Origin of the sequence: Streptomyces sp. NPDC050619 (genome assembly GCF_040654815.1) — a bacterium.
Classification (GTDB): domain Bacteria; phylum Actinomycetota; class Actinomycetes; order Streptomycetales; family Streptomycetaceae; genus Streptomyces.
Map to the genome: position 1 here is coordinate 21,848 of NZ_JBFAIR010000064.1, position 16,198 is coordinate 38,045.

At 75.9% G+C, this 16,198-nt stretch carries 1 protein-coding gene and 2 pseudogenes; 1 reads left to right on the forward strand and 2 read right to left on the reverse strand.

All coding sequences use genetic code 11. The annotated features are described in order from the left end of the window. Positions 1-123: 123 nt before the first annotated feature. Both AB0I77_RS50545 and AB0I77_RS50550 read right to left on the reverse strand, forming a co-directional pair. Positions 124-9,066: pseudogene (locus tag AB0I77_RS50545) on the reverse strand (type I polyketide synthase); the annotation flags it as partial. Between the two features lie 168 nt (positions 9,067-9,234). Further along, positions 9,235-16,047: pseudogene (locus tag AB0I77_RS50550) on the reverse strand (type I polyketide synthase); the annotation flags it as partial. On the opposite strand from AB0I77_RS50550, the gene AB0I77_RS50555 reads away from it, so the two are divergent. After that, a partial coding sequence (locus AB0I77_RS50555; RefSeq protein ID WP_363289774.1) for a hypothetical protein occupies positions 15,943-16,198 on the forward strand: 256 nt, incomplete at its 3' end. The pseudogene AB0I77_RS50550 and the gene AB0I77_RS50555 sit on opposite strands and share 105 nt — an antisense overlap.

Genomic DNA, 16,198 nt, shown 5'->3' on the forward strand with positions numbered 1-16,198 from the left:
CGGGTCGTCGGTCGCCGCGACGGCCGCGGTGGTGACCTCGCGCTCGGACTGCCGGGGGGTACCGAGGAGTTCGGTGAGCAGGTGGCGGGCGAGTTCGTCCGGGGTGGGGTGGTCGAACACGGCGGTGGCGGGCACCGTCAGGCCGGTGGCGCGGGCGAGCTGGTCGCGCAGGTCGACGGCGGCCAGCGAGTCGAAGCCGAGGTCGCGGAAGGGCCGGTCGGGCTCGATGGCGTCGGCGGCGGCCGTGCCGTGGCCGTGTCCGAGGACGAGGGCGCTCTTGTCCCGGACGAGGTCGAGGAGGGTGCCGGCGCGTTCGGTCCCGGGCAGGGCGAGGAGTTCTGCGCGCAGGCGTGCCGCCGGGTCGTCGCCGGGTGCCGGGTCGGTGGCGGCCAGGGCGTCGCGGGCCTCGGGCAGGGCGGCGAACAGGGCGGTGGATGCGCCGCTCGCGGTGTGCGCCGGGGCGAACGTCGCCCAGTCGACATCGGCGGCGGTGACGGCCGGCAGACCGAGTCCGACGGCCCGGTCCAGGGCGGCGAGCGCGGTGTCCGGGTCGAGGGCGGGAAGCCCGCTGAGCCGCAGGTGCCCGGCGAGGGACGGTTCGACGGTGCCGGCCCAGGCGTTCCAGGCGACGGCCACGGCGGCCCGGCCGCGCTCCCGGCGGCGTTCGGCCACGGCCTCCAGCGCGGCACCCGCGGCGGCCTCGGCGGCCCGGCCGCGGGCGCCCCAGGTGGCGGCGAGGGAACCGAACAGGACGAAGGTGTCCAGGTCGCGGTCGGCGAGGAGGTCGTCGAGGGCGAGCACCCCTGCGAGCCCTGCGGTCAGCGCTTCGTCGAGGGCTCCGTCGAGGGCGGTCCCCGCGGGCTCCTCCGCATGCACGACGGCGGTGAGCGCGGCGGCGTCCGGGCTGTCGAGGAGTGCGGTCAGGGCGGTGCGGTCGGCGATGTCGCAGGTGTGGACGGTGAGCCGGGCGGCACCCGTGGTGCCGGCGAGGATGCGGTCGGCGGTGTCCGGGGCGGGCGCGCGGCCGACGAGCAGGACGTGGTCGGCGCCGCCGAGGACGGCCCGGCGTGCGACGGCCACGCCCATCGGGCCGGTGCCGACGACGAGCACGGTGCCGCGCGGTGCCCAGTCGGCGGTGTCGGGGGCGGTGCGGGCGCGGACGATACGGCGGGCCCGCAATCCGTCGGCGCGCAGGGCCAGTTCGCGTTCGGCGGATGCCTGGTCGGCGAGGCTGAGCAGGGCACCGAGCCGCTCGTCGGGAGCGGTGTCCAGGTCGAGCAGTCCGCCCCACCGGCCGGGGGTCTCCAGGGCGGTGACCCGTCCGGCGCCCCAAGTCGCGGCGGACGCCACGTCCGGCGCGGGGTCGGCGGCGGCGGCCTGCACGCCCCGGTGGGTCACACACCACAGCGGTGCCGTGACGCCCGCCCGCTCCAACTGGACCAGCAGCCCGTCGGGACCGTGGGCGCGCACCGCGTCCGGCAGGGCCAGCACACCGGCCGGTTCGGCGGTGAGGTCGGCCATGGCCTCCGGGTCGATCCGCAGGAGGCGCTCGGTGCCCAGAGCCGCGACGGCGGCTTCGGCCCATGCCTCGTCCCCGGCCCCGGCCAGCAGCAGCCAGCGCCCCGTCGCGGACGTCTCGGGCACCGGGACCGTCACCCAGTCGGCGCGGTAGAGCAGGCCGTCGGCGGCTGCCCGGGTGCGGCGCCCACGACGCCAGGTCGCCAGGGCGGCCGTCGCCTCGGAACCGAGGTCGGTGCCCAAGGTGGCGGCCAGCGCCTCGGGGTCGGACGCCTCGACGGCCTGCCAGAACTCCCCCTCCACGGGGTCGGCCGGGACCACGGGCGCGGTCTCGGGCCAGTAACGGCGGTGCTGGAAGGCGTAGGTGGGCAGATCCACGAGCCGGGCGCCGGTACCGGCGAAGAAGCCCGCCCAGTCCACCGGAACACCGTCGGCGTACAGCCGGGCGAGGGCGGTCGGCGCGGCGGTCGCCTCGTCGCCGTCCCGGCGCAGCAGCGGCACCACGGAGACGGTGTCGTCGAGTTGGGAACGTACGGCGCCACAGAGCACGGCCTCGGGTCCGGCCTCGACGAACGCGCCGACGCCGGCGTCCCGCAGCGCGGCCACACAGTCGGCGAACCGCACGGTCTCCCGTACGTGCCGCACCCAGTAGTTGGGCGTGCCCAGTTCGCCGTCCGTGGCCATGCGTCCGGTGAGGTTGGAGACGACGGTGAGGGTCGGCGGGTGGAAGGCGAGACGGTCGAGCACGGCCCGGAACTCGTCGAGCATCGGCTCCATGAGGGGCGAGTGGAAGGCATGGCTGACCCGCAGCCGGGTGACCCGCGCGGCGTCGAGCCGGTCGAGGACCGCGTTCAGTTCGCTCTCCTCGCCGGACAGCACCACCGCGTCGGGCGCGTTGACGGCGGCGACGGCGACGGTGTCGCCGAGCAACGGCCGTACGTCCTCCTCGCTCGCGCGTACGGCGGCCATGGCGCCGCCGGTCGGCAGGGCGTCCATCAGCCGGGCGCGTGCCGCGACCAGGGCACAGGCGTCGTCGAGGGTGAGGACGCCCGCGACATGGGCGGCCGTGATCTCGCCGACGGAGTGTCCCGCGACGTACTCGGGGCTGACGCCCCAGGACTCCAGCAGCCGGAACAGCGCCACCTCGACAGCGAACAGGGCGGGCTGCGCCGTGCCGGTGCGGTCGAGGGCGGCCGCGTCGTCGCCCCACATCAGCGGGCGCAGCGGGCGGCCGAGTTCCAGGTCGAGCCGGGCCAGGACGGCGTCGAGGGCGTCGGCGAACACTGGGAAGCGGGCGTGGAGCCGGCGTCCCATGCCGAGGCGCTGGCTGCCCTGTCCGGAGAACAGGACGGCGAGCGGACCACGGCTGCCGCGGGCCCGGCCGCGCGCGACCTCGGTCGTGCCGTCGGGTCCGGCGAGCAGGACGGCGCGGTGCGGGAGGGCGGCGCGGGTGGTGGCCAGGGTGAGAGCCACGTCGGCGGTGGTCCCGTTCAGGTCGGCCGTCCGCAGCCGGTCGAGCTGGGCGTCGAGGGCGGCAGCGGTGCGGGCGGAGACGACCCACGGCCACGGGGCATCGGTCGCATCGGTCTCGGCGCCGGTGTCGGTGCCGGCTCCCGTTCCGGTGCCGATGCCGATGCCGGTTCCGGTGCCGGTGCCGATGCCGATGCCGGTTCCGGTTCCGGTACCGTCCCTGGCCGGCTGTGTCGCGGCCGGTTCCTCGGGTGCCTGCTCCACGATGACGTGCGCGTTGGTGCCGCTCATGCCGAACGCGGAGACACCGGCTCGGCGCGGCCCCCGGGCGTCGGGCCATTCCGTCGCCTCGGTGAGCAGGGCGAGGCCGTCCGGCGTCCAGCCGATGTGCGGGGAGGGTTCCTCGGCGTGCAGGGTGCGGGGCAGGACGCCGTGGCGCATGGCGAGGAGCACCTTGATGACGCCGGCGACACCGGCCGCGGCCTGGGTGTGGCCGAGGTTGGACTTCACGGTGCCCAGCAGCAGGGGCCGTTCACGGTCCCGTCCATACGCGGCGAGCAGGGCCTCGGCCTCGATCGGGTCGCCGAGGGTCGTGCCGGTGCCGTGCGCCTCGACGGCCTGGACGTCGGCGGGACGCAGCCCGGCGTCGGCGAGGGCGTGGCGGATGACGCGCTGCTGGGAGGGGCCGTTGGGCGCGGTGAGGCCGTTGGAGGCGCCGTCCTGGTTGACGGCGGAGCCGCGGATCAGGCCGAGCACATGGTGTCCGCGCCGGCGGGCGTCGGAGAGCCGTTCGAGGACGAGGACGCCGACGCCCTCGGACCAGGAAGTGCCGTCCGCGGCGGCGGAGAACGCCTTGCAGCGGCCGTCGGCGGCGAGTCCGCCCTGGGCGCTGAACTCGACGAACGCGTCCGGCGCCGACATCACCGACACACCGCCCGCCAGGGCGAGGCCGCAGTCACCGTCACGCAGCGCCCGCACGGCCCAGTGCAGGGCGACGAGCGAGGCGGAGCAGGCGGTGTCGACGGTGATGGCGGGGCCTTCGAGGCCGAGGGTGTAGGACAGGCGGCCGGAGAGCACGCTGGCCGTGTTTCCGGTGGCGGCGTAGCCCTGGACATCCGTGGTGCCGCGCCGCAGGACGGTGGCGTAGTCCTGGCCGTTGGTGCCGACGAACACGCCGGTGGGTGTGGCGCGCAGGCCGGTGGGGTCGATGCCGGCGCGTTCCAGGGCCTCCCACGAGGTCTCGAGCAGAAGTCGCTGCTGCGGGTCCATGGCGAGGGCCTCGCGCGGGGAGATCCCGAAGAAGTCGGCGTCGAAGTCGGCGACGCCGTCGAGGAATCCGCCCTCCCGGGTGGCGGACGCACCGCCGGCGAGCGCGGCGAGGTCCCAGCCGCGGTCGTCGGGGAACGCGCCGATGGCGTCGCGGCCGTCGGCGAGCAGCCGCCACAGGTCGTCGGGACCGGTGACGGCGCCGGGGAAGCGGCAGCCGATGCCGACGACGGCGATCGGGTCGTCGGCGATCGCGCGGGCCCGCGGCACCACGGCCTCGGGCGTGGACTGACCGGTGTCGCCGAGGAGTTCGCCGAGGAGGAAGTCGGCCAGGTGCTGCGGGGTGGGGTGGTCGTAGATCAAGGAGGCGGGCAGCGTCAGGCCGGTGGCGGCGGCGATGCCGTTGCGCAGTTCGAGGGTGGTCAGTGAGTCGAAGCCCAGGTCGCGGAAGGTCCAGTCGGCCTCGACGGTTCGCCGGTCGGCGTGGCCGAGGACGGCGGCGATGCGGGTGCGCAGCAGGTCGAGCAGGGTCCGGCCGCGTTCGGCGGAGGGCAGCGCGGCCAGTCGGGACCGCAGGTCGTCCTCGCCCGGCTCCGCCGACGCTTCGACGGCCGGTACCGGCCCGGCGAGTTCGGTGAGGAGCGCGGCGGAGGCGGGCTGCAGGGTCGCGAGGCGCGGCCAGTCGACGTCGGCGACGGTGGCGGTCGTGTCCCCGTGCGCGACCGCGTCGAGCAGGGCGTCGACGCCGAGTTCGGGGTCGAGCGGGGTGAGTCCGGCGCGGCGCAACCGGCGGTCGATGTCCTCCCCGGCGGCCATGCCCGTTCCGGCCCAGGGTCCCCAGGCGATCGAGGTGGCGGGCAGACCGTCGGCGCGGCGGCGCGCGGCGAACGCGTCGAGCCGGGCGTTGGCGGCCGCGTAGTTGCCCTGTCCGGCGGCGCCGAGGACACCGGCCGTCGAGGAGTACAGCACGAACGCGGTCAGCGGCAGGTCGCGGGTGAGCGCGTCGAGGTTCTCCGCGGCGGTGACCTTGGCGCGCACTACGGCCGTGAAGTCGTCCGGCGTGAGGGCGTCGAGGACGCGGTCCTCGACGACGCCGGCCGTGTGCAGCACGGCGGTCAGGGGCGCGTCGGCGGGCACACCGGCGAGGACGGCGGCGAGCTGGTCGCGGTCGGCCGCGTCGCAGGCGGCCAGGGTGACCCGGGCGCCGAGGGCGGTGAGTTCGTCGTGCAGCTCGGTGGCGCCGGGGGCGTCGGGGCCGCGGCGGCTGAGCAGCAGCAGGTGCCCGGCGCCCTCGCGGGCGAGGCGGCGCGCGGCGTGGGCGCCGAGGGCTCCGGTGCCGCCCGTGATGAGCACGGTGCCGTGCGGGTCGGCGAGACCATGGCCCGACGACGCCGGGGTCTCGCGGCGCGGGGCCTGGACGAGCCTGCGGACGTAGACGCCGGAATCGCGTACGGCGGTCTCGGCGTCGCCGCCCGCGAGGACGGCCCGCAGCCGGCGGGCGGTGGCGGCGCCGACCTGGTCCGGCAGGTCGACCAGTCCACCGAGGCGCCCGGGGTGTTCGAGCGCGACGACCCGGCCCAGTCCCCACACTCCGGCCTGGACAGGGTCGCGCACGGGCTCGCCCGCGCCGAGGACGGAGACGGCACCGCGGGTCACGCACCACAGGGGCGCGTCGAGACGGGCGTCGCCGAGCGCCTGGCAGGCGGTGGCGGTGAGCGCGGGGGCGTCCTCGCCCGCGAGTGCGAGCAGGGACAGTACGCCGGTGAACGGCCCGTCCAGGTCCTGGAGTCGGGCGCTCGTCCGTGCGCGGTCCCCGGTGACGGTGACCCGGACGACGGGTGTGCCGAGCGCGGCGAGGGTGTCCTCGGCCCACTCGCAGTCGCCCGTGTCCTCGGGCAGCAGCGCCAGCCAGGTTCCGGTGAGGGTGGCCGTGGCGGGCTGAGCGGGCCGCCAGACGACGTGGTGGCGCAGGGTGTCGAGACGCGCCCGGTCGTGGCGCCGACGGCGCCAGGCGGCGAGGGCGGGGGCGAGCGAACCGGCGGTGTCCGCGTCGAGGCCGAGCTGTGCGGCGAGGGCGGTGGTGTCCTCGCGTTCGACGGCGGACCAGAACGCGGCGTCGGCCGGATCGGCGGCCGACGCCGGTGCGGCGGTGCCGTGTTCGGGCCAGTAGCGCTGCCGCTGGAAGGCGTAGGTGGGGAGGTCGAGGTGGTGGTCGGGGACGCCGACGGCGGCGAGGAAGGCCGCCCAGTCCACGCTCACGCCGTGCACATGGGCGCCCGCGACGGCGGTGGTGAGCTGCGCGGCCTCGGCACGGTCGCGGCGCAGCAGCGGTACGACGGCCGCGGACTCGCCGGTGGAGGGGTCGTCGTCGAGGACGGCGCGGGCCATGCCGCTGAGGACGGCGTCCGGGCCGATCTCCAGGAACGTGCGCACACCACGGCCGGTGAGGGTCGTGACGGCGTCGGCGAACCGCACGGTGTCGCGCAGGTGCCGTACCCAGTGGTCGGGGGTGGCGAGTTCGTCGTCGGTGATGACGTCGCCGGTGCGGGTGGAGACGAGCGGGAGCACGGCCGGTGCCGGGTGGAGGCCGGCGGCGGCCTCGGCGAACTCCTCCAGTACGGCGTCCATGCGGGGCGAGTGGAAGGCGTGGCTGACGCGCAGCCGCCGGGTGCGGTGACCGCGTGCGGCGAGCGTGGCGGCGACGGTCTCGACGGCGTCCTCGTCGCCGGACAGGACCAGCGCGTCGGGGCCGTTGACGGCGGCGACCGCCACCCGCTCGTCGAGCAGCCCGGTCACCTCCTCCTCGGTCGCCGTCACGGACACCATCGCGCCGCCCTCGGGCAGCCGCGCCATGAGCCGGGCGCGGGCGGCCACCAGGGCGCAGGCGTCCGCCAGGTCGAGCGCGCCGGCCGCGTGGGCGGCGGCGATCTCGCCGACGGAGTGACCGGCGACGTAGTCCGGCGCGATCCCCCAGGACTCCACGAGGCGGAACAGGGCGACCTCGAAGGCGAACAGGGCGGGCTGGGTGTATCCGGTGTGGTCCAGCAGCGCGGCCTCGGGGGTGCCCTCGGGTGCGAACATCACGTCCCTCAGCGGCACGTCGAGTCCGGTGTCGAGGTGGGCGAGGGCGGCGTCGAGCGCGTCGGCGAACACCGGGTGGCGGTCGTAGAGTTCACGGCCCATGCCGAGGCGCTGGCCGCCCTGCCCGGTGAAGAGGAACGCCACGCGTCCCCGTCCGGCGCCGGGCGTGGCCGGGTGGACCACGGCGGGGTCGGGCTGCCCGTCGCGCACGGCGCGCAGGCCCCGTAGCAGCTCGTCCCGGTCGTGCACGACGACGGCCGCGCGGCGCTCGAAGGCCGAGCGGTGCAGGGCGAGGGCGGCGGCGAGGCGGTCGAACGGCAGCTCGGGCCGCTCCTCGGCGAAGGCGAGCAGGCGGGCGGCCTGGGCGCGCAGGGCGTCGTCGCCGCGGGCGGAGACCAGGACCGGGAGCGGGCCTGTGGGCTCCGGGCCTTCGGGCGTGGCGGGACGTTCGACCTCGGGTGTGCCGACCCGCTGGGCCGGCTCGGGGGCCTGTTCGAGGACGGTGTGCACGTTGGTCCCGCTGATCCCGAACGACGACACGGCGGCCCGCCGCGGCCGCCCCGTCTGCGGCCACGCGGTGGCCTCGGTCAGCAGCCGCACCTCACCCGCCGACCAGTCGACGTGCGCGGAGGGCGTATCGGCGTGCAGAGTCGGCGGCAGCACACCGTGCCGCAGCGCCGTGACCATCTTGATGACTCCGGCGACGCCGGAGGCGGCCTGGCTGTGCCCGATGTTGGACTTCACCGAGCCGAGCAGCAGGGGGTCTTCGCGGTCCTGCCCGTACGTGGCGAGCAGGGCCTGTGCCTCGATCGGGTCGCCGAGGGCGGTACCTGTGCCGTGGCCCTCGACGGCGTCCACGTCGCCCGGCTCCAGGCGGGCACCGGCGAGGGCGGCGCGGATGACGCGCTGCTGTGCGGGGCCGTTGGGGGCGGTGAGGCCGTTGGAGGCGCCGTCCTGGTTGACGGCGGAACCTCGGACGACGGCGAGCACGGGATGCCCGTTGCGTACGGCGTCGGAGAGGCGTTCGACGAGGACCATGCCGACGCCCTCGGCGAGCGCCATGCCGTCGGCGCCGTCGCCGTACGCCTTGCAGCGGCCGTCGGGGGCGAGGGCGCGCTGACCGCTGAAGCCGATGAAGGTGTTCGGGGTGGCCATGAGGCTGACGCCGCCCGCGAGGGCGAGGTCGCTCTCGCCGCCTCGCAGCGACTGGCAGGCCAGATGCAGGGCGGTGAGGGAGGAGGAGCAGGCGGTGTCGAGGGTGACGGCCGGGCCTTCCAGGCCGAGCAGGTAGGCGACGCGACCGGACAGGACGCTGGTGAGCGAGCCGGTCACGGCGTGCCCGTCGGCGCCCTCGCCGTGGGCGGCCGGGTAGTCGTGGTAGCTGGCGCCGATGAACGCGCCGGTACGGCTGCCGCGGATCCGCTCGGGCACGATCCCGGCCCGCTCGAACGCCTCCCAGGACGTCTCGAGGAGCAGTCGCTGCTGCGGGTCCATGGTGAGGGCCTCGCGGGGCGAGATACCGAAGAACACCGGGTCGAAGTCGGCGGCGGAGCACAGGAATCCGCCCTGGACGGCGTAGGTGCGGCCGGGGGTGTCCGGGTCGGGGTCGTACAGCGCGTCGACGGGCCAGCCGCGGTCGGCGGGGAAGCCGCTGATGGCGTCGGTGCCGGACATGACGAGGTCCCACAGCGCCTCGGGCGAGTCGACGCCGCCGGGGTAGCGGCAGCTCATGCCGATGACGGCGATCGGTTCGTCGGCGGTGACGGCGACGGGTGCGGCGGGGCCGGCCGTTCCGGTGCCGGTGCCGGTGCCGGTGTCGGTGTCGGTGTCGTCGAGGAGGGGGCGCAGGAACGCGGCGAGCGCCGCAGGGGTCGGGTGGTCGAAGACGAGGGTGGCGGGCAGGGTGAGCCCGGTGGCCGAGGCGATCCGGTTGCGCAGGTCGACGGCGGTGACCGAGTCGAAGCCGGCGTCGCGGAAGGCACGCCGCTCGGACAGGTCGTCGGCCCCGGCGAGGCCGAGGACGGCGGCGGCCTGGCCGCGCACGGTGTCGAGCAGCAGCCGGTCGCGTTCGGCGGCCGGCAGCGCGGCCAGCCGGGTCGCGAACTCGCCGTCGGCGGAGGTCTGTTGCCGTTCGGCGGGCTCGACGGCCCGCCGGGTCTCGGGCACTTCGTCGAACAGCCGCGTCTCGCGCACGGAGGTGAAGACGGGGTAGTAGCGGTCCCAGTCGACGTCGGCGACGGCGAGGACCGCCTCGTCGTCGTCCAGCGCGCGGCGCATCCCGGCGAGCGCGAGGTCGGCGTTCATGAACACCAGGCCGGTGCGGCGCACCTGGTCGGGGGCGACGCGGCCGACGCCGAGTTCGTTGGCCCAGATCCCCCAGTGGACGGAGGTCGCCTTCAGGCCCCGGGCGCGGCGCTCGGCGGCGATCGCGCCCAGGTGGGCGTTGCCGGCGACGTACGCGGCGTGCCGGCCGCTGCCCCACAGTCCGGCGACGGAGGAGAACAGCACGAACGCGTCGAGGTCGTCGTCGGCGAGGAGCGCGTCGAGGTTGCGGGCGCCGTCGACCTTGGCGTGCAGGACGCGGGAGAGGGCGGCGAGGTCGGTGTCGGCGAGGGTGTGCAGCTCGATGACGGCGGCGGCGTGGATCACCGTGCGCAGGGTGTGCCCGTCGGTACGCAGCTGGTCCAGGAGGGCGCCGAGGGCGGCTCGGTCGGTGATGTCGCAGGCGGCGACGGTGACCTCGGTGCCCGACTCGGCCAGTTCGGCGACGAGTTCGGTGGCGCCGGGCGCCTCGGGGCCGCGCCGGCTGACCAGCACGATGCGCTCGGCGCCCTGGGCGGACAGCCAGCGGGCCACGTGGGGGCCGAGGGTGCCGGTGCCGCCGGTGACGAGGACGGTGCCGCGCGGGGCCCAGCCACGCGCTCCGCTGGGGGAGCCGCGATGTGCCGTCGTTCGGCTGCTGCGCCGTCGTGGCTGGTCGCGCGGTTCCCCGCGCCCCTTGGGGGCGCTGCCGAACCGGTCGCCGGTGCGGTCGCGGACGACGCGGCGGGCGAACACGCCCGAGGCGCGCAGGGCGAGCTGGTCCTCGGCGCTGTGCGCACCGCCCGCGAGGAGGGCGGCGAGCCGGCGCGCGGCCCGCTCGTCGAGGGTGTCGGGCAGGTCCACGGTGCCGCCCCAGAAGCGGGGGTGCTCCAGCGCCGCGGTCCAGCCGATGCCCGCCGACTGCGCCTGCACGGGCCGGGTGACGTTGTCGGCGCGTCCGGTGGCGACGGCGCCCCGGGTCAGCAGCCACAGCGGGCAGTCCGCGTCGAGGTCGCCGAGTGCCTGGACGAGGACGACGTTGAGGGCGGCGCCGAGGGCGGCGCCGGGGTGGCCGGGGCAGTCCTGTTCGGCTTCGGCCAGCAAGGAGACGATGCCCGCGATCCGGGTCGTGTCGCCGTCGGATTCCCCGTCGGCCGCCAGGCCCGCGTCCCGCAGCAGCGCGGCGACCGCCTCGCGGTCGAGGTGGGTGTCGTCGAGAACGAGCCGCACGGGTTCGGCTCCGTGAGCCGCGAGCGCGTCCGCGACATCCCTGCCGTCGGCGCCGTCGGCGGTGATGACGAGCCACCGCCCGGTGGCCGTACCGGACGGCACGGGCAGCGGCACCCACCGCGCCTTGTACCGCCAGTCGTCCAGCGTGGACTGCTCGCTGCGGCGCCTGCGCCAGGCGGTGAGGCCGGGCAGTACGGCGGCCAGCGCGTCCTCGGCGACGTCGAGATCGCGGGCGAGCCCCGGCAGGTCGGACTCCTCCACGGCGTTCCAGAAGGCGGCGTCCTCCGTGCCGGCCGCGCTCTGGACCGCCTCGGGCGACACGGGCGGCACCCAGAGCCGCTGGTGCTGGAAGCGGTAGGTGGGCAGGTCCACCCCGCGTCGCGCGCCGCCGCCGTACGCGGCGGTCCAGTCGACGTGCACGCCGCGCACGAACGCCTGAGCGAGCGAGGCGAGTACGCGGCGTGCGTCGTCCTCGCCGCGCCGCAGCGTGCCGCCGACGTACGCCGCGACGGCGGCCTCCTCGACCGCGCCCTGGAGGCCCGGGGTGAGCACCGGGTGGGCGCTGATCTCGAGGAACGCCCGGTGCTGGGTGGCGAGGAGGCGTTCCACGGCGGGGCCGAAGCGGACGGTCTGCCGCAGGTTGCGGTACCAGTACGCGGCGTCCGTGCCACCGTCCGCGGCCGGGTCGCCGAGCCACTCTCCCGTCACCGTGGACAGCATGGGGATGCGCGGTTCGCGGGGGCTGACGGGGGCGAGCACGTCGAGGAGTTCGTCGTGCAGGTCGGCCACGTGCGCGGAGTGCGAGGCGTAGTCCACCGGGATCTTGCGGGCCCGGACGCCGTCGCCGGTGAGCGCGTCGTGCAGGGCGTCCAATGCCTCGGGGTCACCGCAGACCACGACCGCGCCGGGCCCGTTGATTGCGGCGACGGTCAGCCGGTCCTCCCACGGCTGGAGTCGGGCGGTGGCCTCGGCGACGGGGAGCGGCACCGACATCATGCCGCCGCGTCCGGCGAGGGTACGGCCGATGGCCTGGCTGCGCAGCGCCACGACACGGGCACCGTCCTCCAGGGACAGCGCGCCCGCGACGACGGCCGCGGCGATCTCGCCCTGCGAGTGGCCGATCACGGCGTCCGCGCGGACGCCGTACGCCTCCCACACGGCGGCCAGGGACACCATCACGGCCCAGGTGACGGGCTGGACGACGTCCACCCGGTCGAGTCCCGGCGCGCCGGGCTCCTGGCGCAGTACGGCGGTCAGCGACCAGTCGACGAACGGGTCGAGGGCGAGGGCGCAGGCGGCGATGCGCTCGGCGAACACCGGCGACAGGTCCAGCAGCCGCGCGCCCATGCCGTCCCACTGGGTGCCCTGGCCGGGGAAGACGAACACGGTACGGCCATCGACGTCGGCCTCGCCGTGCACGACGGGCGCGGTGGGCTCCTGCCCGGCGAACGCGCCCAGCCCGGCGGCGAGTTCGGCGGCGGATGTGCCGAGGGCGACCGCTCGGTGGTCGAGCAGGGAGCGGGTGGTGACGAGGGCGTGGCCGGTGTCGGCGGGGTCGTCGGCCGGTCGTGCCGTGGCATGCGCGGCGAGAGCGGTGGCCTGGTCGCGCAGGGCGGCGTGGGCACGGGCGGACAGCACCCAGGGCAGGGCGCCCGTCACCGGGGGCGCCGTGGTCGACTCGTCGGCGGCCGCGGGCTCCTGAGCCGGCGCCTCCTCCAGTACGGCGTGCGCGTTGGTGCCGCTGATGCCGAAGGAGGACACGGCGCACCGGCGAGGACGGCCGGTCGCGGGCCACGGCCGCTCGTCGTCGAGCAGCCGGAGCACTCCCAGGGACCAGTCGATGTGCCGGGACGGCGGGTCGACGTGCAGAGTGGGCGGCAGGACGCCGTGCCGCAGCGCCAGCACCATCTTGATGACGCCGGCGACACCGGCGGCGGACTGGGCGTGCCCGATGTTGGACTTCACCGACCCGAGCCACACCGGCCGCTGCGGGTCCCTGTCCCTGCCGTACGTCGCGACCAGCGCCTGCGCCTCGATGGGGTCGCCGAGCGCGGTTCCGGTGCCGTGCGCCTCCACGGCGTCGATGTCGCCGGGGGTGACCTGGGCGTTGGCGAGGGCCTGCCGGATGACCCGCTGCTGGGAGGGGCCGTTGGGCGCGGTCAGGCCGTTGGAGGCGCCGTCCTGGTTGACGGCGGAGCCGCGGATCACCGCGAGCACGGGGTGCCCGTTGCGCACGGCGTCGGAGAGCCGCTCCACGAGCAGCAGCCCGACGCCCTCGCCGAGGGTCATGCCGTCGGCGCCGTCGCCGAACGCCTTGCAGCGTCCGTCGGAGGCCAGCGCCCGCTGCCTACTGAACGCCACGAACGAGTCCGGCGTCGTCATGACCGTCGCACCGCCGACCAGCGCCAGGGTGCTCTCGCCGCCGCGCAGCGACTGGCAGGCCAGATGCAGGGCGACGAGGGAGGACGAACAGGCGGTGTCGACGGTGACGGCGGGCCCTTCGAGCCCGAGGACGTACGACAACCGGCCCGACAGCACACTCGGGCTGGACCCGGTGACCATGTGCCCCTCGGTGCCCTCTCCGGCGCCGCGCCCGTAGTCCTGGTAGCTGGAGCCGATGAACGCCCCGGTGCGGCTGGCGCGCAGCGTGCCCGGGTCGATGCCGGCGCGCTCGACCGCCTCCCACGCGGTCTCCAGTAGCAACCGCTGCTGCGGATCCATGACGAGCGCCTCACGCGGCGAGATCCCGAAGAACCCGGGGTCGAACTCGCCCGCCCCGTCCAGGAATCCGCCCTGTGTCGAGTACGTCGTCCCGCCGCGGTCGGCGTCCGGGTCGTACAGCCTCGACACGTCCCAGCCCCGGTCGGCCGGGAACTCGCCGATGGCGTCCGTACCGTGGGCGATCAGCTCCCAGAAGGCCTCCGGTGAGTCGACGCCACCGGGGAAGCGGCAGCTCATGCCAATGATCGCGATCGGCTCGTCGGACGCGTCGGCGGCGGTGGCCACGACGTCGGCCCCGTCTCCCTCGGCGAGCACCTCCCCCAGCAGATGCCGGGCCAGGGCGAGCGGCGTCGGGTGGTCGAAGACCATGGTGGCCGGCAACGGCAGACCGACGGCCACGGTGAGCCGCTTGCGCAGCTCGACGGCCATGAGGGAGTCGAACCCGTGCTCCTGGAAGGCCCGTTCCGGCTTGACGGCGTCCGGCCCGGGATGCCCGAGCACGGCCGCGGCATGCGTACGGACCACGTCGAGGACGAACGGCAGCCGGTCGTCCGCACGCGCCGCCAGCAGGCGCGTGCGCAACTCGGCCGCGGCACCGGCACGTTCCTGCCGGGCCTGCTGGGCGGCGGCCGCGATCTGCCGGGCACCGGGCAGCGCGGTGAGGGACGCGGTGTGCCGCAGCGCGAACATCCCGTCCAGTAGCTCGGCTTCGGCGAGATCGGCGACGACGGTGTCGGGCCGGCTCTCCGCGATCAGCTCGGCCATGGCCGCGAGCGCGAGCGGCGGTCGCAGTGCGCTCGCGGAGGCGTGCCGCCCGAGCCGCCCCTCGGCGGCCATGCCGGCCCCGTTCCACGCGCCCCAGGCGAGGGACGTGGCGGGCAGCCCGGCCGCGGTGCGTCGGCGGGCCAGCGCGTCCAACGCGGCGTTCGCGGCGGCGTAGTTGGCCTGACCGGGGTTGCCGACGGCGCCGGCGAGCGACGAGAACAGCACGAAGGCGTCCAGTTCCCGGTCCCGGGTCAGCTCGTCGAGGACCTCGGCGGCGGCCACCTTGGCCCGGAACACCGCGTCGAACCGCTCCGGCGTCAGACTGTGCAGCACCCCGTCGTCCAGCACACCGGCCGTGTGTACGACGGCCGTCAGCGGCGCCTCGTCCGGGATCGCGGCCAGCACTTCGGCGACCCTCGCCCGGTCGGCGACATCGCAGGCGGCGACGGTGACACCGACGCCGAGCGCCGTCAGCTCCTCCTCCAGGGCCGCCGCGCCGGGCGCCTGTGCGCCACGCCGGCTCATCAGCAGCAGCCGCTCGGCACCGTTCCCGGCCAGCCACCGCGCGACGTGCGCGCCGAGCGCGCCGGTGCCACCGGTCACGAGGACGGTGCCGGACGGCCGCCACCCGGCGGCGCCATCGGGCCGCTCATCGGCGGGCGCGGCGACGAGCCGTCGCCCGTACGTACCCGACTCCCGTACGGCGACCTGGTCCTCGCCGTCGGTGCGCGCGAGCACACTCAGGAACCGGCCCAGCGCCTGCGCGCTCGGCTCCTGGGGCAGATCGACGAGCCCGCCCCAACGCTCCGGATGCTCCAGCGCGACGACCCGCCCGAGTCCCCACACGGCGGCGGCCCCCGGCTCGGGCAGTGAACGTGCGGCGGCGTCCGCGTCCGGCACACTCACCGCACCACACGTCAGCGCCCACACGCGGGCGTCGAGCCCGGCCTCCTCAAGGGCCTGCACGAGGGTGGCCGTGCCGGTCACCGACACGGGCACTCCGGAGTCCCGTACGTCGGTCGTGGCGGCGAGCAGCGACACCACTCCAGCGACACCGGGACCGTCGTCGAGGCCGGCCACGGTCTCCCGCACCCGCCGCGCGAGGCCGTCCCGGTCGTCGTCCGGCCCAGTCTCCAGGAGCAAGGTCCGTGCCCCGAGCGCTGCCACGACGGACCGCGCCCAGGCGTCCTCGCCGTGCCCCTCCGGTACGACAGCCAGCCAGGGCCCGCCGTCACGCACTCCGACCGCCACGGCGTCCCCGAGCGCCTGCCACGTCTCCCGGAACCGCAGCGCGTCCACGGCCGACCGCGTTCGCCGCCGGCCGCGCCAGGCCGACAGCGCGGGCACGACATCGTTCAACGCCTGGGTGTCCACGTGCAGTTGAGCGGCGAGACCGGCTACGTCGGCGTCGTCCACGGCCGCCCAGAACTCGGCCTCGGCGGGATCGGTGAGGCTGCCGTCGGAGGCGGCCAGCGCGGCGACCGTGCCGGGCTCGGGCCAGTAGTTCTGGCGTTGGAAGGGGTAGGTGGGGGCGTCGGTGAGGCGGGCGCCGGTGCCGGTGAAGTACGCCGGCCAGTCGACGGGTGCGCCGTGGGTGAAGAGGTGGGCGAGGGCGGTGAGGGTGGCTGTCTCTTCGGGGCGGTTCTTGCGCAGGAGTGGGGCGATGACGGTGTCTTCGGGTGCTGTCTGCTCGATGAGGGCGGTGAGGGTGCTGTCGGGGCCGATTTCCAGGAAGCGGGTGACGCCCTGGTCGGTGAGGGTGCGGATGCCGTCGGCGAAGCGGACGGTGTCGCGGACGTGCTGGACCCAGTAGTCCGCCGTGTCCGCAGCGACGAGATCTCCGGTG